Origin of the sequence: Proteus sp. STS61-E (assembly GCF_040932335.1) — a bacterium.
GTDB classification, from domain to species: Bacteria; Pseudomonadota; Gammaproteobacteria; order Enterobacterales; family Enterobacteriaceae; genus Proteus; species Proteus mirabilis_B.
On record NZ_JBFQGE010000002.1, the window covers coordinates 45756 to 64540 of the forward strand.

Annotated in this window: 15 protein-coding genes; 4 read left to right on the top strand and 11 right to left on the bottom strand. The window is 36.1% G+C overall.

Translation table 11 applies throughout. The features are described 5' to 3' along the window. The first annotated feature begins 119 nt into the window (after positions 1-119). Positions 120-1241 (top strand): cupin domain-containing protein, encoded by a 1122-nt coding sequence (locus AB4J89_RS05965; protein ID WP_088493168.1) that lies wholly within the window; start codon positions 120-122, stop codon positions 1239-1241. Between the two features lie 588 nt (positions 1242-1829). Further along, on the top strand, positions 1830-2519 hold the full coding sequence (locus AB4J89_RS05970; protein WP_368468523.1) for a DUF4225 domain-containing protein: 690 nt from the start codon (positions 1830-1832) through the stop codon (positions 2517-2519). A gap of 310 nt (positions 2520-2829) precedes the next feature. On the opposite strand, the gene AB4J89_RS05975 is transcribed toward AB4J89_RS05970, so the two are convergent. Beyond that, positions 2830-3309, bottom strand: a complete 480-nt coding sequence (locus AB4J89_RS05975) for an Hcp family type VI secretion system effector (RefSeq protein WP_088493171.1) — start codon at positions 3307-3309, stop codon at positions 2830-2832. A 243-nt stretch (positions 3310-3552) separates the two neighbouring features. Beyond that, positions 3553-3831, bottom strand: coding sequence for a hypothetical protein (locus tag AB4J89_RS05980; RefSeq protein WP_368468525.1), 279 nt, complete (start codon positions 3829-3831; stop codon positions 3553-3555). A 273-nt stretch (positions 3832-4104) separates the two neighbouring features. Here AB4J89_RS05980 and AB4J89_RS05985 point away from each other — a divergent pair, with 273 nt between their 5' ends. Next, entirely contained in the window at positions 4105-4827 is a 723-nt protein-coding gene (locus AB4J89_RS05985; RefSeq protein WP_265331820.1) for a vWA domain-containing protein, read from the top strand. Between the two features lie 119 nt (positions 4828-4946). Here AB4J89_RS05985 and pepT read toward each other — a convergent pair whose 3' ends face one another. The 5 genes from pepT to lolC all read right to left on the bottom strand — a co-directional run bounded on the left by pepT (position 4947) and on the right by lolC (position 10387). Continuing rightward, the gene (gene pepT, locus AB4J89_RS05990) at positions 4947-6191 is read right to left on the bottom strand and encodes a peptidase T (RefSeq protein ID WP_088493174.1); all 1245 of its coding nucleotides are present in this window, start codon (positions 6189-6191) and stop codon (positions 4947-4949) included. Positions 6192-6243: 52 nt separating this feature from the next. Beyond that, positions 6244-7098, bottom strand: a complete 855-nt coding sequence (gene cobB / locus AB4J89_RS05995; RefSeq protein ID WP_193775113.1) for a Sir2 family NAD+-dependent deacetylase — start codon at positions 7096-7098, stop codon at positions 6244-6246. An 88-nt stretch (positions 7099-7186) separates the two neighbouring features. Further along, positions 7187-8434, bottom strand: a complete 1248-nt coding sequence (lolE, locus tag AB4J89_RS06000; RefSeq protein ID WP_088493176.1) for a lipoprotein-releasing ABC transporter permease subunit LolE — start codon at positions 8432-8434, stop codon at positions 7187-7189. Continuing rightward, the gene (gene lolD, locus AB4J89_RS06005; RefSeq protein WP_088495945.1) at positions 8434-9138 is read right to left on the bottom strand and encodes a lipoprotein-releasing ABC transporter ATP-binding protein LolD; all 705 of its coding nucleotides are present in this window, start codon (positions 9136-9138) and stop codon (positions 8434-8436) included. The genes lolE and lolD overlap by 1 nt, the downstream gene beginning before the upstream one ends. A gap of 46 nt (positions 9139-9184) precedes the next feature. Beyond that, on the bottom strand, positions 9185-10387 hold the full coding sequence (lolC, locus tag AB4J89_RS06010) for a lipoprotein-releasing ABC transporter permease subunit LolC (protein ID WP_368468528.1): 1203 nt from the start codon (positions 10385-10387) through the stop codon (positions 9185-9187). A gap of 194 nt (positions 10388-10581) precedes the next feature. Between lolC and mfd the strand changes: the two genes are divergently transcribed. After that, on the top strand, positions 10582-14025 hold the full coding sequence (gene mfd, locus AB4J89_RS06015) for a transcription-repair coupling factor (protein ID WP_368468530.1): 3444 nt from the start codon (positions 10582-10584) through the stop codon (positions 14023-14025). An 81-nt stretch (positions 14026-14106) separates the two neighbouring features. Here the strand turns inward: mfd and umoD are convergent, their stop codons facing one another. The 4 genes from umoD to nagZ form a co-directional block, all read right to left on the bottom strand. Then, complete coding sequence (gene umoD / locus AB4J89_RS06020) at positions 14107-14607, bottom strand: flagellar biogenesis regulator UmoD (protein ID WP_368468532.1); 501 nt, start codon at positions 14605-14607, stop codon at positions 14107-14109. Between the two features lie 853 nt (positions 14608-15460). Then, complete coding sequence (locus AB4J89_RS06025; protein WP_368468534.1) at positions 15461-16768, bottom strand: NAD(P)/FAD-dependent oxidoreductase; 1308 nt, start codon at positions 16766-16768, stop codon at positions 15461-15463. 447 nt (positions 16769-17215) lie between these two features. Further along, positions 17216-17755 carry an alpha/beta hydrolase YcfP gene (gene ycfP / locus AB4J89_RS06030; protein WP_088493180.1) on the bottom strand — a complete coding sequence of 180 codons (540 nt, stop codon included), beginning with the start codon at positions 17753-17755 and terminating at the stop codon, positions 17216-17218. Next, positions 17752-18771, bottom strand: a complete 1020-nt coding sequence (gene nagZ, locus AB4J89_RS06035) for a beta-N-acetylhexosaminidase (RefSeq protein WP_036937719.1) — start codon at positions 18769-18771, stop codon at positions 17752-17754. The genes ycfP and nagZ overlap by 4 nt, the downstream gene beginning before the upstream one ends. Positions 18772-18785 lie beyond the last annotated feature (14 nt).

Consider the following 18785-nt stretch of genomic DNA (forward strand, 5'->3'; position numbering starts at 1 on the left):
ATCTGTTCAGTTATTATCGTGTTACTCGCTATTACTCACATTGCTCAAAGGAATGTTTAGCAGGAAGTTAGAATTCATTATACTATGGCTTCAGGCTTCCCGAATTCAGGATATACACAATGGACTATAAACTTAATTTAGATTGGCAATCATTCCTTGAAAGCCATTGGCAAAAACGCCCTTTATTAATTAAAAACGGCTTCTCTCGTTTTGTTGATCCTTTATCTCCTGACGAACTTGCTGGTCTTGCAATGGAAGATGAAGTAGATAGCCGTCTTGTTAGCTGTCAAGACGGACAGTGGGGAGTCAAACACGGGCCTTTTGAGCACTTTGAAGGACTTGGTGATAAAGATTGGTCTTTACTTGTACAAGCCGTCGATCACTGGCATTTTCCTAGTGCGGCATTAATGAAGCCATTTCGAGTGTTACCCGATTGGCGTATTGATGATTTAATGATCTCTTATTCTGTTCCCGGTGGTGGTGTAGGCCCACATCTCGATCAATATGATGTCTTTATTATTCAGGGACAAGGTCGTCGTCGCTGGCGTGTGGGTGAAAAAATCCCAATGAAACAACACTGCCCTCACCCTGATCTGCTGCAAGTTGATCCTTTTGAAGCAATTATTGATGAAGAATTAGAACCGGGTGATATTCTTTATATCCCACCTGGATTCCCACATGAAGGCTATGCGATTGAAGAATCGCTAAACTACTCTGTCGGATTCAGAGCGCCTAATGCTCGTGAACTTTTCAGTGGTTTTGCTGACTATGTGTTAGCAAATGATTTAGGCAGCTATCGTTATAGCGACCCAGATCTAACACCGCGTGAAAACCCAGCATTAGTGCAACATCAAGAGTTAAATAAACTTCATGACATGATGGAAGATTTACTTGCTCAACCAGAAGTATTTCGTCATTGGTTTGGTGAATTTATTTCTCAATCTCGCCATGAACTTGATCTCGCAGTTCCAGAGCCTTTATATGAAAATGCAGAGATTCACGATTTACTGCAACAAGGTGAGCAACTTCATCGTTTAAATGGCCTTCGTGCGTTACGTGTTGGCGATAACTGTTTTGTAAATGGCCAATTGATGGATACTGATCATATAGAAGCGGTGGATGCACTTTGCCAATATGATTATATTGATAAACAACACTTGGGCGATGCATTAGCTGATCCAAAATTTGTGCGTTTATTAACTCAGTTAGTTAATCAAGGTTATTGGTATTTTGAAGATTAATTATCACTAATTTTCAATAATAAGTTATAAGCCCTATCATATTAATGGTAGGGCTTTTTTATTGATAATAAGATAATCTTTCATAAAAACACTTCTCGATAACAAAACTCACTTAATATATTATTTCATGTAACTATTTTCAATAATAAATAGAATAATTATTTAAGAATGAAATAATTAGTTTATATGTTTTCAACATAATATCCTTTTGGAAAAATTCAATTTATGTGAAAAATAAATCATTCACATTCATTATGTAATATACATATTATCCTTTCTTTTTTATAAAAAGATCTTATATTATAGTTTTTAAATTTAAGAATAAGTTTGTTTTTAATTTTATTTTAATGATAAATATAAAATTTTATTTAATTGAAGTTTAAACCTGATATGATTTCATAAACATTTCTTATACATGGGAGTATTTATGAGTTTTTTATATAATAATGACTATGCTGATAGAGCATACTATACCACTTTATTAAGAGCGTATTCATCAAGTATAAGCGATAATGCACTAAAAGCATCCGCATTCTATATAAATAACGAAATAATAAAACATAAATTTATGAAGGAAATTGATGAGTTGTGTATAAATACAGAACAGTACAAGACTCATATAAATCTCATGAAGAAAAAATAATAGCGATAAATGAATTAAAAAAAGAAGATGAATCTTTAAAAAATGAATATATGAGTATGATAAATAATTATTTTGTCAGATATTTATATATAGAACTTGAAGAAAGAGAAAAAATAAGAAACTGGATTATAAAAGGTGCCGCGTTTGTTGGAGGTATAGGACAAGTGGCATTAGGAACTCCTTTAATGTTCGCCCCTCCTGGTTATACATTTGGTGCTCCGGCTTATGGTTTTCTTCTTGTTAGTCACGGAATGAACAATATATATGAAAGTATTCAATATTTTCAATATAACAATGCAGATGCATCTGGATATGTTCGAGATTTTTATAGAGGTGCCTCAAATATGTTGGGTTTTAATGATACAACTGGAGACAAAATATATGTTTCTGTTGATTTTCTCCTTTCAATGAAAGGAGTTTTTGGAAAATATCCCATAGTAAATAATAATTCACTGAACTCTACATTTAAACTTGGTCCATTTATATTAAAAAATTATGATTCTACACATACAGGACGATTATTTCGAGCATTAGAAGCTGACTTTAAAATTGGATTATCATCAATGTCAAAACCAGCAATAATAATAGAAACTTTTAACGATGCACTAAATCTTAAAGTTTTATTTTCTCAGTAATAATTTACTATAAAATAGAGCTTCTTTCATTGAAGCTCTTGCATTACTAAATAAAAAAGGAACTAATACAAACAATAATATTTGTAATAAATAAGATTGGACACTAAAACCATCATCAACTAAAAAATTAAAAATGGATAATAAAAATAACACCAGTAATAAATATCCTATTACACTTATAAATGATATTTTAGCTAATTTTTCTATAGCTATTTCAAAGTCTACCCCAGAAAAAAAACATTCATTTCTCAATGCTTTTATATCTCTTTTTTTATCCCAGATTCAAGCAATAATTTAGTAATACTTTTCATTAATTAATCCTGTCTTCCCAAATACTATATGCACTTGTTCCTGCGATTACATGTTCCCATGTTATAGATTCATATCTAAATGATACACTTTCTTGTGGTTGATATTCATTATGAGTTGAAGAATTCGGATAATAACATGTTAAGTGTACAATTTCTGCATTTGATAATTTGATTCTATAATAGAGTTCCAGTCCTCCATTTAAAGCAGTTCTATAAAAATTGAACTCACACGATAATTTTTCATTTTCTGTTAAAGATTGAGCTAAAAGTGGCGATGATTTATCTATAGGTTTTTTTATATCAATAGGCTGAAATGATGTATTTTGATCTCTGTAAAGACTCGTAGATAATTCATATATTAATATCTCATCTATATGTTTATTTTGATACTTGTTACCAATAGAATCAATAGATGAACAAGCTCTAGATATTAGACCTTGTTTTTTCCCATTTAACTTAAGATATATAATATTAGCCATAAAACCTCCTTTTTTTATTAAAATACACAGATTATGAAAACAATACAATATTTAAAAAGAGATTTTTATCTATTGGTGATTTAGTTTATAATTCGTGAAAAAATAAATTATTATAAATGCAATTTAATTTAGAGTAAGATTTTGGTTATGAAAATTTTCATTCTATTATAAACCATAAAGCCCTGTCATTTATTACAGGGCTTTTTTATTATTAGATATTTTAAATATTTCTTATTTTAAAATTTAACGAATTAAATAATTTATTGCTTCTTTTAAAAGTACTCTTGTATTACGAAAGAGAAAAGGAATAGCAACAAAAAATGTACTCTGTAAGAAAAAAAGCAATAACGTATGCTTACTATTTGTTGCATAAAGAGAAAGTGAGATTAAATGAGTTATTAGAAAATAGCTCAAAATAATAATAAATGACTGTCGATCAGATTTTTTAATCACTTCTTTTTTATGAGAACTTAATTGTTCTTCTATTACAGGTTTTAATACTTCTCCTGTTATGGTTTCCATTCAATATCCTTATATTATATTTATTCACCTCACTGTGATTATAAGAGATATTCAACAAAATCAATTTATCAAAGAGTTATTAATATTAAGTCTATATTAAAAGTTTAATATTAAATAATATGTAAGCCCATCATTACAAGATCATTCTATTTTTAATTAAGTACATTTACTCATTAATGTATTGTCTATTTTTCAGTCATTTCTCCTATTTTATTTTATCAATTCCCCCTAAGATAAAATTAGATTTTTACTGCTTTACTTCTTTTTTCGACAATGGAGTCGTCTATGAAAAAGTTTATTGTTTTAATTGCTGCTTTTATTTTACCGACCATGGTATTTGCAGAAACAGTAGAAATAGCAAGTATGAAAGCGCCACCAGCACAAACGGATATCATTTTTGTGTTAGATAAAAGTGGTTCAATGCAAGGGTATGAAAAAGACACTATTGGCGGATTCAATACCATTTTAGCTGAAAATAAAAATCGCCCAGAAAAAGTCTATATCACCACTATCTTATTTGATAGTAAGGCTAAAAAGTTACATAACCGCATTGATATTAATAAGATAGAAGATCTAACTGCTAACGATTATTTTGCATCAGGTAATACCGCATTATTAGATGCGGTGGGGAATGCGATCACTGAAGGGAATAAACCAAATTCACCTTATAAAAATGTCATGATGGTGATCATCACTGATGGCGAAGAAAATAGTAGCCGTGAATATTCGCTAGAAAAAGTGAAATCATTAATTACTTCAGCAGAAAAAGAGAAAGGTTGGGAGTTTATCTTTCTAGGTGCCAATTTTGATGCGATAAGTGCAGCGGAAAGTATCGGTATTAAATCATCCAACTCAACTCAATATATTCAAGATGCTAAAGGCTATGGAAATGCCTATGAATCGGTTAATAAAGCCGTTCAGTCTAAAATTGAGGGTAAAGAGTTAAGTGAAGATTGGAAATCTTCTGTTGAGCAAGATTACAAAGAGCGTAAATAAATCATCTAAGCTAATAATGTGGCTAATAATGTAGCCCAGAAATGTAATTAATAAGCGTATCTAAAAAATAATAGCCGAAATATCGGCTATTATTTTATTTTTCGAAGCTCAATAAGCGACTAATTAATCACTTTAGCCTTTTCTCTTTCAGCTGTAATTTCAGCGATACGCATGATCACACTCACCGCTGCTTCCATACCTTCTAAAGAGATAAATTCATGCTTACCATGGAAATTATAACCGCCGGTAAAAATATTAGGGCAAGGTAATCCGCGATAAGAAAGTTGAGCACCGTCTGTACCACCACGAATAGGCTTGATATTTGGCTCAATATCACAATCAATCATTGCTTGTTTGGCTATTTCAATGATGTGAGGGAATTGAACAACTTTATCATGCATATTGTAATAGCTATCATCAATTGTTAGCTCAATATAGCAATCAGGATGTAAGCCTTTACCCACTCTCTCTGCAATCGCAATCATATTCTGTTTGCGTTTTTCAAATAAGTTACGGTTAAAATCACGGATAATATAATGCATTTCCGCTCTTTCTACCGAACCTTTGATACTTTGCAGATGGTAAAAACCTTCATAACCGTCGGTATTTTCTGGTGTTTCATCAACTGGTAATTCTTGATGAATGCGCGTTGCTAATCCTAATGCGTTAACCATCACCCCTTTTGCACTGCCTGGGTGAACATTGTTACCTACAATTTTGATATTTACGGATGCGGCGTTGAAGTTTTCATATTCCAGTTCGCCAACACCACCACCATCAACGGTATAAGCCCAACTTGCGCCAAATGCTTTTAAATCGACATAATGCGCACCACGCCCAATCTCTTCATCAGGAGTGAAAGCAATTCGAATATCCCCGTGAGGTCGATTTGTTTCTTTTAAGCGCACCATCGCAGTAATAATTTCAGCAATACCCGCTTTATCGTCCGCACCCAGTAATGTTTTGCCATCCGTCGTAATTAATGTTTTACCAATCATTGAATGTAAGATTGGGAACATTACTGGTGATAACACTTCATCACCAATACCTAAAGCAATATCACCGCCACGATAATCTTCAAGCACTTGTGGTTTTACATGCTTACCAGAAAAATCCGGCGCTGTGTCAAGATGCGAAATAAAGCCAATAACTGGCACAGGCCAAGATACATTGGATGGTAAACTCGCCATTACACATCCTTTATCACTGAGCGTTACATCAGAAAAGCCCAGTTTTTTTAATTCTTGAGCCAATGCCTTGGCTAGTTTTAATTGTCCATCACTGCTTGGTGACATTTTTGAAGATGGTTTTGATTGTGTATCAAAATTAATATATTCAAAAAAACGTTCTAATAATTTATCCATTTTGCCCCCTAAGATCTCTCTAAGAACAATAATAGGGAACTCTATAAAATAATTATTGCGTCAAATCAGCTTTAGGATCATTAATTAATTCAAACAATTTATGAACATATTCATCAACTACCTGACTCGCAGGGCCATAATGTTTCTCTTCAAACTGACTTTCAACCAAACTGGGTTCAAGATTTAACTCAACAGTATGAGCGCCCGTTAACCGAGCTTCATGGACAAAACCCGCTGCTGGATAAACATTTCCAGATGTACCGATAGAGATAAAAATATCAGCCTCAGCCAAAGCGCGATAAATCTCTTCCATGCCGATTGGCATTTCACCAAACCAAACAATATGAGGGCGTAATGGTGATGGGAATTGACAACAATGGCAACGATCTGTTGTTTCTAAGTCCCCTTTCCATTCAAATACTTGGCGAGATTGAGGGCAGCGTACTTTTAGCAATTCACCATGCATATGCAAAATATGTTTACTACCTGCTTTTTCATGCAGATTATCAATATTTTGAGTTACCAGTAAAAAATTCTCTTTGCCTAAGCGTTGCTCTAGTTTCGCTAATGCATAATGCGCTTCATTGGGTTGAATAGAGGGTTGTTGCAATTGGCGACGACGTTCATTGTAAAACTGCTGAACCAATTGGGGATTGCGTTGATAACCTTCAGGTGTTGCAACATCTTCAACGCGATGCTCTTCCCACAATCCATCTTCTGATCGGAATGTTTTAATTCCTGATTCAGCCGAAATGCCAGCCCCTGTTAATACGACAACTTTGGGTAAATTCATTTCATGTTCCGTTTTATGGGTTAGATGAAAATAGCGACAACGTGAATGTTGTCTGCGTAAATTCTTAATTTTACGAAACTTCCTAAGCCGACGATGACGAAGTTTAAGTTTCATTATTACAATCCTTGGTTTTCAAATTTAAATATCGCGTTTTTTATCTTCACTAGTTTAAGCGTTTTTTCTTCTTTGTATGTCAATAAACTTATTGCCCACTTAAAATTCTTGCAGGATCTAGTTTAGTGGCTCGACGAGCAGGATACCAACTTGCAATCAGGCTTAAGATCACAGTGGTAATAAATACAGAGAAAACGTCAATTAAATGAACTTCTGAAGGTAGAAAATCAACGAAATAAACATCACCAGACAACACACTATGTCCCGTTAATGATTCAATAACAGACACTAATGGCGTTAAATTATAAGCAACTAACACACCAAATATTACACCAGCGACACAGCCAATCATGCCTGATAATAAGCCGTACCATAAAAAGATATTACGAATATGGCTATCTCGTGCGCCTAATGTTCGTAAAATAGCAATATCACTACTTTTATCTCTTACTGCCATTATTAATGTTGAGACAATATTAAAACAAGCGACACCAATTACTAAGATCATCGATAAATACATAATGCTGCGGATCATCTGAATATCGCTATACATATAGCCATAATCACTTATCCAACTTTTGGCATAAACATATTCTTTACTGTTTAAACCTGCATTATGAATAATTTCATTGGCGAAAAAAGGATCTACCGTTTTCACTTCAATCCCAGTAATGCCTTGCCCATAATCCATATATTGCTGGGCATCCGCTAAAGGAATTAACGCTAATTGATGATCGAGCATACCACTAAGTTTAAATATACCACTGACTTGTAAGCGAATACGTTTAGGTTGTAAAAGCTTTGTGGGATCATCATTATTTGGAATTAATACGGTGAGCCAATCATCCTGTTTGATTTTTAGTGCATCAGCAACACCTTGACCAATAATAATTTGTTGCTTACCAGCCTTAAAATCTTGCCATGCATTGTTTTGGACATATCGAGGTAACAGGCTGATATCACCCTGCTTTTCAGGTGAAACACCCATAACTTGCACAGCCTTTAACTCTGTTCCTTTTTCTAACAATCCAGTGAGTAAAATATAAGGAGCAGCCGCGACAACACCTTGAGTGTTTTCAATACGAGGTAATGCTGATTGCCATTGTACAAATGGCTGTTCTACTGAATAAATTTGCCCGTGAGGCACCACCGATAAAATGCGATTTTTTAATTCACGTTCAAATCCATTCATGGCACTTAGGCCAATAATTAAGACAGCAACACCAAGCATAATGCCCAGTGTTGAAATAACTGAAATTAAAGAAACCATTCCCGCACGTTTTCGTCCTCTTGAAAAACGTAATGCGGTCACTAATGCAAGTGGCAATTGCGCCATTATTTCACTCCTGAAATTGCGTTTTGTGACTGTAGTTGACCATCTTTCATTTCAAGTTGGCGCTGAAAACGAGCCGCCAATGACAAATCATGCGTTACGACTAGAAAAGCAGTTTGTTTTTCTCTGTTTAACTTAATCAACAATTCGAAAATCCCTTCTGCATTTTTCTGATCAAGATTACCCGTCGGTTCATCAGCAAGAACTAATGCAGGATCGTTTACTAATGCTCTTGCAATCGCAACACGTTGTCTTTCACCACCAGAAAGCTCTGAAGGACGATGATGAGCGCGATCTTTTAGCCCAACGGCTTCAAGTAAAGACATCGCTTTTTCTTTTGCAATTGAAGCGCTTGTACCACCAATCATCAGCGGCATAGCAACATTTTCAAGCGCTGTAAAATCCGGTAATAGATGATGAAATTGATAGATAAAACCCAATTGGCTATTACGCAGATCCGCTTTTTCAGAAGAGGATAATTTATTAAGTGATTGCCCTTTAAAAAAGACTTCACCTGATGTTGGAGAATCCAGCCCACCCAATAAATGTAATAAGGTACTTTTTCCTGAGCCTGAGCTTCCCACGATGGCAAGAAAATCGCCCTTATCCATTTTAAAAGAGACTGATTTCAGCACTTGTGTGGAAATAGAACCATCTTGGTATTGTTTACATAGGGCGTGGCAATCCAATAAGCCATCTTTGTTAATTTGCATTTGTTTTTCTGATGCCATTGGCTGTTTATTCAAAGAAGAATTACTCATAACGTAGCGCCTCTGCTGGCTGAATAGCCGCGGCCCGCCAAGACGGGTATAAAGTGGATAAAAGGGAAATGATAATAGCGGAGAAACCAATCATAAAGACACGTCCCCAATCAAGTGTTGTGGGTAATTCCACACCTTGAGGGATGAGTCCTACTGCTGGCATAATAACGTTCAGTTGGCTTGAGAGTAATGCGCCTAATAAACCACCAGCTACTGCCCCTAAAATACCTGCACCTGCACCTTGTAGCATAAAGATGGACATAATCTGAGAACGTTTTAAGCCCATCGTTTGCAAAATAGCAACTTCACCTTGCTTTTCCATAACCAACAAAGAAAGTGAGGTAATAATATTAAAAGCTGCCACTGCGATAATTAAGCTTAATAATAATCCCATCATATTTTTTTCCATTTTAACGGCCTGGAAAAATTCACCTTTACGTTCGCGCCAATCTCTCCAACTTAGATTTTTATCTAAAGGCTGCGCACTGTATTTTTCAATATTAAGAGGATCAGAAAAGAAAAGACGCCATCCGGTAATATTACCCGGCTGATAACGCATTAAACGCACTGCATCTTGCTGATTCACTAAAATTTGTGAGGCATCTGCATCACCACCACTTTGAAAAATACCTTTAACGGTAAATAACCGTTGGCTAGGTAATCTTCCCATTGGCGTTAATTGGCTTACACTTGGCACAATAAGGCGGATGCTATCACCCTCTTTTGCTTTTAACTGTTTAGCAATGCCACTTCCTAAAATCACACCATAATCGCCTGCTTTCAACATAGAAAAATCCCCATAACGAATATGTTGCGTTAAAGGTTCATCTTGCTCTTTTTCTATACCCAGCATGACACCAACGCTGATATTGTCTTTACTTTGCAAAACAACATCGCCTTCTACTAAAGGGGTAACGTTTATGATACCTTCACGCGTCAGTAAACTTTCAGCTATATTTGAATCTCGGGGTAATTGCCCGTTAGGTGATGTCACTATTGCTTGTGGAATGTAAGCAAGAATGCTTTCTTGCAATGAACGTTCAAAGCCATTCATGACAGAAGTCACTGTGATCAGTGCCGCTACACCTAACATAATCCCTAAAGCGGATAGCCATGAGACGAAGCGACCGAACTTATCGACCGCACGACCCCGCATATAACGGAGCCCTATATAAAATGAGACAGAATTGTACATGAAATCTGTGCTGTTCCTGTTGCTAATGCGAAGTGTTCAGGGATAATAAAGGGTAGTCTTACTGAATGGAACCACTCTATTCCCAAACTGTGGTTTTTTCTTTTATCTTAACCTGCCCGCCAGTTTAAGCTTTAGCCATTAAGCTAAAGATGTGTTGGGAGTTAACTACAACAAAGAGTTCACATTACACGCTTATGTCCTCAGAATATCGTTATCAACTTCCTATAAAACAAGGGGATACTCGTCAGCTAGGTCAACTGACTGGTGCCGCTTGTGCTCTAGAATGTGCAGAGATCATCAAACGTCACTCTGGATTAGTCGTTCTTGTTACTCGTGATATGCAAAATGCATTACGTTTACAAGATGAAATCCGTCAGTTTTGTGATTATCCAGTAGAGACATTATCGGATTGGGAAACACTGCCATACGACAGTTTTTCGCCTCATCAAGAAATTATCTCAAACCGCCTTTCTACGCTATACCGTATTCCATCACTTCTCAAGGGAATTTTAATCTTACCTGTCAATACGTTAATGCAGAAAGTCTGCCCTACAGATTATCTCGCAAGTCATGCGTTGGTAATGCAAAAAGGAGAGATACTTTCTCGTGATAATTTACGTAAAACATTAGATGGAGCGGGATATCGCCATGTCGAACAAGTTTTAGAGCATGGGGAATACGCAACGCGTGGTGCATTATTAGACTTATTTCCGATGGGAAGTGAATTTCCTTATCGTATTGATTTTTTCGATGATGAAATAGATAGCCTGCGTACTTTTGACGTCGACACACAGCGGACATTAGCAGAAGTTGATCAAATTAATTTACTGCCTGCCCATGAATTCCCAACAGATGCAAATGCGATAGAAATTTTCCGTAGCCAATGGCGTGAACGGTTTGATGTAAGACGTGATCCTGAACATATTTATCAGCAAGTCAGTAAACACATATTGCCAACGGGAATTGAATATTGGCAATCCCTATTTTTTGAACAGCCTTTATCTAACTTATTTGCTTATTTCCCTAAAAACACATTGATAGTGACGCAAGATCTGCAAGATTTTGCAGAAAAATTTTGGCAAGACATCAATCAACGTTTTGAAAGCCGCCGCATTGATCCTATGCGACCGCTGTTACCACCGGATGATATTTGGCTGAATGTTGATAAATTTAATAAAGAGCTAAAACAGTGGCCTCGTATTCAACTTAAAACAGAAACATTGCCAGAAAAAGCCGGACAGACCAATTTAGGCTATCAACCTCTTCCTGATTTATCGATAAACGCCCAAAGCAAATCACCTTTAGATAACTTACGCCGATTCCAAGAACAATTTTCAGGCAGTGTGATTTTTTCTGTTGAAAGTGAAGGTCGACGCGAAACCGTACAAGAGCTTTTATCACGGATAAAAATAGCACCCAAGCAGATCATTGAATTATCTGACGCCCAAAAGAAAGGTTTTTACTTTATCATTGGTGCTGCAGAGCATGGCTTTATTGATAGCCATCGCCAATTAGCCATGATCTGTGAAAGCGATATGTTGGGTGAACGTGTTAATCGTCGCCGTCAAGACAATCGCCGCGCCATCAATACAGATACCTTAATTCGCAACCTTGCTGAATTAAGCATAGGGCAACCTGTTGTTCATCTTCAGCATGGTGTTGGTCGCTATCAAGGTATGACAACCCTAGAAGCGGGTGGCGTTAAAGCTGAATACTTGATGTTAAGCTATGCAGGTAATGACAAGCTTTATGTTCCTGTTTCATCACTGCATTTAATCAGCCGTTATTCTGGTGGTGCAGATGAAAATGCCCCATTACATAAATTGGGTGGCGATGCATGGGTAAGAGCGCGTCAAAAAGCCGCTGAAAAAGTACGTGATGTCGCAGCCGAGTTATTAGATGTTTATGCTCAGCGTGAAGTAAAAACAGGCTTTGCCTTTAAAATGGACAAAGAGCAGTACCAATCTTTCCGCCAAAGTTTTCCTTTTGAAACAACACCTGATCAAGAAATGGCTATCAATGCGGTACTTAGCGATATGTGCCAAGCTATTTCAATGGATAGACTCGTCTGTGGCGATGTCGGATTTGGTAAAACAGAAGTTGCGATGCGTGCCGCATTTCTTGCAGTTAACAACAATAAGCAAGTCGCTATTTTAGTACCAACCACCCTGTTAGCTCAGCAACATTTTGATAATTTCCGTGATCGTTTCGCTAATTGGCCCGTTAATATTGAGATGATCTCACGTTTTCGTAGTGCAAAAGAGCAGCAACAAATCACAGAAAAACTGGCTGAAGGAACAGTTGATATTGTGATTGGTACACACAAACTCCTTCAACCTAATATTCAATGGAAAGATTTGGGGTTATTAATTGTCGATGAAGAGCACCGCTTTGGTGTTCGTCACAAAGAGCGTATCAAAGCTATGCGCGCAAATGTCGATATTTTAACGCTAACCGCAACGCCTATTCCTCGTACACTGAATATGGCAATGAGTGGTATGCGTGATCTTTCTATTATTGCAACACCACCAGCACGCCGCTTATCCGTAAAAACATTCGTTCGTGAATATGATGATTTAGTGGTGCGTGAAGCTATCTTGCGTGAAACCTTGCGTGGCGGACAAGTTTATTACTTGTATAACGATGTTGAAAATATCGAAAAAGCTCGCGAAAGACTAGCTGCTCTCGTCCCTGAAGCTCGTATTGGTATTGGTCACGGGCAAATGCGTGAACGTGAGCTTGAGCGTGTGATGAATGACTTCCATCACCAGCGTTTTAATGTGTTACTTTGCACCACGATTATTGAAACAGGTATCGATATACCCACTGCAAATACCATTATTATTGAACGGGCAGATCATTTTGGTTTAGCGCAATTGCATCAATTACGTGGTCGTGTAGGTCGTTCTCATCATCAAGCTTATGCTTATTTGTTAACACCACATCCGAAAGCAATGACAAAAGATGCCCATAAACGTTTAGAAGCGATTGCTTCGCTGGAAGATCTGGGTGCAGGTTTTGCATTAGCGACTCATGACTTAGAAATTCGAGGCGCTGGTGAATTATTAGGTGAAGAACAAAGCGGTCAAATGAATACTGTTGGTTTCTCACTTTATATGGAATTGCTAGAAAGCGCTGTAGAAGCACTTAAAGAAGGTAGAGAGCCATCACTTGAAGATCTCACCAATCAACAAACTGAAATTGAATTAAGAATGCCAGTCTTGTTACCTGATGATTATATTCCTGATGTAAATGTCAGACTTTCATTCTATAAGCGAATTGCTAGTGCTATCGACTTAACAGAGCTTAATGATCTAAGAGCAGAGTTAATTGATAGATTTGGTAAATTACCTGATGCAGGACGTTACCTACTGCGTAATGCCGCTATTCGCTTAAGTGCGATGAACTTGGGTATCACCCGAATTGAAGCGCATGATAAAGGCGGTTTTATTGAGTTTGGTGAGAAAAACAAAGTCGATCCAAGCTATTTAATCAGCTTACTTCAGGGGCAACCAGCAATTTTCCGCTTAGATGGTCCATCAAAACTGAAATTTATTACAGATTTAACTGAGCGTGAAAAACGACTCACTTTTATTGATGACATGTTAAGTGCATTTGATGAGCATAAAATAAAATAACCACTCTCTAATGGTTATTGAATCAACAAAAAGGCGTAACTGAAGTAACTTCATTACGCCTTTCTTTTTATATCATTAAGTTTATTCTTTACGGCAAGGTACTTTTTCATTCATAGAACAATAAGGTTCTTGTTCTAAAATCAGCCGACCATCAGAATCTAACGCAATAATTTCACCGGGTTTAAATGTAGTTCGTACTTTGCCCGGTGTTCCATCGATAGTATAAAGCACATCATAACCCACAACTCTGCGCTCTTGACGATAAATCGGAATGCACTCTTTAAATTGAGGATAAGGGAAATTAGCAATATTGCTGTTATTAAGTGCTTCAATCATATAAAACACTCGACACTCTTGCTCTGCTGGGTGAAATCGTGACAATTTTTCTGGTGTAAAAGGTGTAGGTAAGCCAATTCGATGACAATACTCTTCTGTCACAAAAACGGTCGATTTAATAGGTGTCGCCGAAACGACATGAGCGTATTGAGGCTGGGGAAATACCCACCTCCATGCAATAAATGAAAGAATAGCTAATACAATGATTAGTCCTAATAGTATGTACTTTCTGACATTAACACCCACTTTTACCCCTTTTTATTTGTTTTATCCTTAATTGCTACAGATACGTAATAAAAGCCACTGTTTCACTCTAACTGGCTAATATATTTAGTATTCAATAAATGAATTCTCTAATCTGATAGCTTAATTCAACATCCATGCTGATTAACATAATAAGTAAACTACGTATTTATGACATGTTAAATACACCACTTATTTCTGTTTTAATTACTTAATTAAATAAATACTGACTACATTCTTGAGATTTGTACATTATATTAAGATTGATCTTAATTTATTTAGCTAAAAAAAAGAAACCGCTATGCTATTTATAATATAGCATTATGATAACACCAAGTTAACAAATGTCGCCTAAAAATAGGAGATATTTCATATTTAACTCATGTTATAAAATTTATTTTTAAGATCTGTAAAATTATTTTACTCACTTAAATTCAAGTAAAAATAACGAGTTAAGCTTATCTCTAATAATTTTCACTTATTATCTTTCTAATACAAATCTACGAAACACCATAACATTTTATTTGATGAATTAATGAATTAAACATCATTTTTTATTTAAGAAAAGTCTTAAATAATTTAGCGTAATAAATAAAAACAAATGCTATCTTTAATATTACAAGTTTATCCTTAATAATAAAATTATATTTATCATTGTTCTATTTAGCTTTAGAGTTATTGGTTATTTTCGATATAAACAGATAAATCATCTAGTGCTTTATGCTAAGATTATTTATCTTATTTAGATATTCTCATTTAATTATTTAATTTAAAAGAAAAAATAGATAAAAAACCCTCATATAATATGAGGGTTTAAAAAGGCAACTTTTGTCTTATCTATAAAGCAAAAGATAAATTAATGAAGTTTCAGCTTAGGTCTAATCACTCTGTTGATTGATCCTACTAGCATCATAAGCCCTGTTTTGATGTAACCATGCAAAGCAATCTGATGCATTCGATATAAAGAGATATAAACAATCCGCGCAATGCGCCCTTCGATCATCATGTCACCTTTCATCAAATTCCCCATCAAACTACCTACGGTACTAAACTTAGAAAGTGAAACGAGTGAACCATGGTCGGTAAATACATAATCTTTTAGCGGTTTATCTTTTAACATTACTAAAATATTGCTGTAACAACGACTTGCCATTTGATGAGCGGATTGTGCTCTTGGAGGAACAAAACCTCCTTCTTTTCTCGGGCAAGAAGAACAGTCACCAATAGCAAAGATAGATTCATCTAAGGTTGTTTGTAAGGTAGGTTTAACAACTAACTGATTAATACGGTTAGTTTCTAGGCCGGCAATCTCTTTCATAAAATCAGGCGCTTTAATACCTGCCGCCCACACCATTAAGTCAGCATCAATATGCTCACCTTCTTTGGTATTTAATCCACCTTCATCTGCGCTTGTGACCATAGTTTTGGTCATCACTCGCACACCTAATTTTGTTAATTCTTGATGTGCAGCACTGGAAATACGCACTGGTAATGCAGGTAAAATACGTTCTCCTGCTTCAACCAACGTAATATTTAATGCTGAAGGCGCTAATTTTTTTAATCCATAGCTATTAAGTTGGCGTACTGCATTATGCAATTCAGCTGAAAGCTCAACACCCGTAGCACCACCACCCACAATCGCAATATTTACCTTACGGTTTTCTTCTTGTGCATTGGTATCTGCTGAGTATTTTAAAAACAAATTCAACATTTCGTTATGGAAACGATGTGCTTGTTGCGGGCTATCCAAGAAAATACAGTTTTCTTTAATACCCGGAGTACCAAAATCGTTTGATTTACTGCCTAATGCCATCACTAAAATATCGTAGTCTAACGTGCGTTCAGGGACGAGTAGCTCTTGCTCTTCGTTATAAATAGCAGCCAGTGTGATGTTTTTCTGTTCGCGATCAAGCCCTGTTAATGAGCCTAATTGGAAATTAAAATGATGGTTATAACCGTGTGCTAGGTAGCTTAAAGCATCAACACCATCATCTAAAGAGCCTGTTGCCACTTCATGTAAAAGGGGTTTCCATAAATGGCTGTTGTTGCGATCCACTAAGGTAATTTCTGCTTTTTTGCTGCGTCCTAATTTATTGCCTAATTTGGTCGCCAGTTCTAAACCACCCGCACCACCACCGACAATAACAATTTTTTTTAATGACATTTAACGTCACTCCATAAAGATATTTACTGTTGTTATTTAAATAGCCTTAGTGAAATCTACTTAAATAACGACAGTTAAATCGTTTCGGCTGTTATTTTTGTTCTTAAGCAAGTTAATTGGAAAGATGGTCATACCAAAGTTGATTTATATCAAAAATATTTGAATATTCATATCTATTTTTTGAAGAAAATAGTCGTTTTTTGCCTTTGAGTGATGAATAAATCACCATTAAAAATACAGGGATATTCATTTTTATTAATAAATACAATGAATTAAAACAATAAGAACAAAGAGGACTGTTAAAATCACTCGTGATAATTGAAATGATAAAAGTAAAGGATCAAAACAAGTGTTGAAAAGAGAGAGGTAGAAAGGAAAGTATGAGTATTTTTAGACAAAAAAATGGATGGAACAAACGCCATCCATTTTAAACACATCACTTTAGTCTTAGTTTTTGCTATTAAACGCTTTAATTTTAAATAGATGCTCAGAGAGGCTCTTAAATTTATGCGTTTGCACTTCATCCCAAATTACAGAGTAATAAGGCGATAATTCATCAGCAGAACGCTGATTATCTAAAACCTCATCATTGCGGGATAAAATCACTAAAGCGTTATCTTTGTTTTTAGAACGAAAATCTTTAATACATTTCGTTGCAATATCTAAATATTCTTCAGGTCTGTCGATTTTGTCTGTCATGTTTTCGTAAGGAAAAAGATTAGGATTAATCATTACCTGACGAATATTACATAAGAAACCAATACGCTCTGCCCAATATCCACCTAATCCTACGCCGCAAATTAATACGGGCTCTTTCGTGGATTTAATCACTTTATCCGTTTCTTTCAGTAAGTGTTGCATGTCATGACGAGGATGCAACGTACTGTAGCTTAAAAAACGGACATCAGGATCAATAAACTGTAGCTGTAAAACTTTCTCATGATTTCCAGGACTTGTGGAATCAAAACCATGTAAATATATAATCATGCTCGCTCCTGCCATTGCTCCTGTAATTGGGTCAGCAACTGATTCGCTTTTTTCCAACGATCAGAGGTTTGTAGCTCACTCAATGTGTAACGACCTCGGTGATGGTACAATGTGGAAATGCGTTCTGCTTTGACAGAGGACAGGTTATCTAACACACTCACTGCCCCTTTTCGGTTATTGCACACTAAAAGCATATCACAACCAGCATCTAATGAACGTTGTGCCCTTTCCGCATAGCTTCCCATAATGGCAGCACCTTCCATCGATAAATCATCAGAGAAGATAACGCCTTGGAACCCTAATTGTTCACGTAAAATGGATTTCAGCCAGTACGATGAGCCACTTGCAGGGCGCTCATCAACCTGAGAATAAATAACGTGAGCGGGCATAATGGCATCTAATAACTGGCGTTGAATAAAATCTTTAAAAATAGACATATCACGTTGGCGAATATCATTTAAAGAGCGATCATCGCGAGGCGTTTCCTTATGAGAATCCGCTCTTACCGCACCATGACCGGGAAAATGTTTGCCTGTTGATTTCATGCCAGCAGAGCGCATACCTTTAATAAAACTCTCAGCCATTGTCATAGCAATTTCAGGTGAATCATGGAAAGAACGCTCACCAATGGCAATACAGTTATGACCTAAGTCAAGTACAGGCGCAAAACTGATATCAATATCCATAGCTATCATTTCTGATGCCATTAACCATCCAGCTTCTTGTGCTAAATGGCTCGCTTGATAACTTTCATTTAATGCCGCATAAGATTGAGCTGCTGGTATGCGTGTAAAACCATCACGGAAACGCTGTACTCGTCCCCCTTCTTGGTCTACTGCTATCACAAGGCGCTCATGAGATGCATCACGAATTTGGCGAACTAATTCATTTAATTGTTCAGCATCGTGGAAGTTGCGGGTAAAAAGGATTAATCCACCGACAAGAGGATGCTTTAAAATTTCACGCTCTTCACTATCGAGTTCATATCCTTCAACATCAAGCATTACCGGACCCATAACATTCCTCTCTT

Bases quoted from the DNA above. Each gene is read 5' to 3' on its own strand.
- AB4J89_RS05965 (WP_088493168.1), top strand. From the start codon at position 120: ATGGACTATAAACTTAATTTAGATTGGCAATCATTCCTTGAAAGCCAT.
- AB4J89_RS05975 (WP_088493171.1), bottom strand. From the start codon at position 3,309: ATGGCTAATATTATATATCTTAAGTTAAATGGGAAAAAACAAGGTCTA.
- AB4J89_RS05980 (WP_368468525.1), bottom strand. From the start codon at position 3,831: ATGGAAACCATAACAGGAGAAGTATTAAAACCTGTAATAGAAGAACAA.
- AB4J89_RS05985 (WP_265331820.1), top strand. From the start codon at position 4,105: ATGGAGTCGTCTATGAAAAAGTTTATTGTTTTAATTGCTGCTTTTATT.
- pepT (WP_088493174.1), bottom strand. From the start codon at position 6,191: ATGGATAAATTATTAGAACGTTTTTTTGAATATATTAATTTTGATACA.
- cobB (WP_193775113.1), bottom strand. From the start codon at position 7,098: ATGAAACTTAAACTTCGTCATCGTCGGCTTAGGAAGTTTCGTAAAATT.
- lolE (WP_088493176.1), bottom strand. From the start codon at position 8,434: ATGGCGCAATTGCCACTTGCATTAGTGACCGCATTACGTTTTTCAAGA.
- lolC (WP_368468528.1), bottom strand. From the start codon at position 10,387: ATGTACAATTCTGTCTCATTTTATATAGGGCTCCGTTATATGCGGGGT.
- mfd (WP_368468530.1), top strand. From the start codon at position 10,582: ATGTCCTCAGAATATCGTTATCAACTTCCTATAAAACAAGGGGATACT.
- AB4J89_RS06025 (WP_368468534.1), bottom strand. From the start codon at position 16,768: ATGTCATTAAAAAAAATTGTTATTGTCGGTGGTGGTGCGGGTGGTTTA.
- ycfP (WP_088493180.1), bottom strand. From the start codon at position 17,755: ATGATTATATATTTACATGGTTTTGATTCCACAAGTCCTGGAAATCAT.
- nagZ (WP_036937719.1), bottom strand. From the start codon at position 18,771: ATGGGTCCGGTAATGCTTGATGTTGAAGGATATGAACTCGATAGTGAA.